This window comes from Kocuria sp. KH4 (assembly GCF_053711175.1).
Genome location: NZ_JBSJYX010000088.1, coordinates 1 through 362, shown reverse-complemented (window position 1 = coordinate 362; position 362 = coordinate 1). Strand labels below are relative to the sequence as shown.

1 pseudogene is annotated in these 362 nt (G+C 64.9%); it reads right to left on the bottom strand.

Features of this window, described 5'->3' with window-relative positions:
* Positions 1 to 362, bottom strand: a pseudogene (locus ACWCOM_RS18605) (inositol-3-phosphate synthase); the annotation flags it as partial.

Sequence of the window (362 nt, the reverse complement as noted above, 5' to 3'; positions counted from 1 at the left end):
CTCCAAGGAGATCGGGGCGTTGCCGAAGCCGTGGCCCTCCAGACGCACGTAGGCGAACTTGCGGTCCTCCAACCACGGCACGTGGTCGGAGGGCCCGATGTGCACGTCCTTGGTGCCGAACTCCCGCACCACGTTGGAGGTCACCGCCTGGGTCTTGGAGATCTTCTTGGACTCCAACCGGGTGCGCTCGAGCATGTTCATGAAGTCCATGTTCCCGCCCACGTTGAGCTGATAGGTGCGGTCCAGCACGTACCCGCGGTCCTCGAAGAGCTTGGCCAGCACCCGGTGGGTGATCGTCGCCCCGATCTGGGACTTGATGTCATCCCCGACGATCGGCACCCCCGCGGCGGTGAACTTGCCCG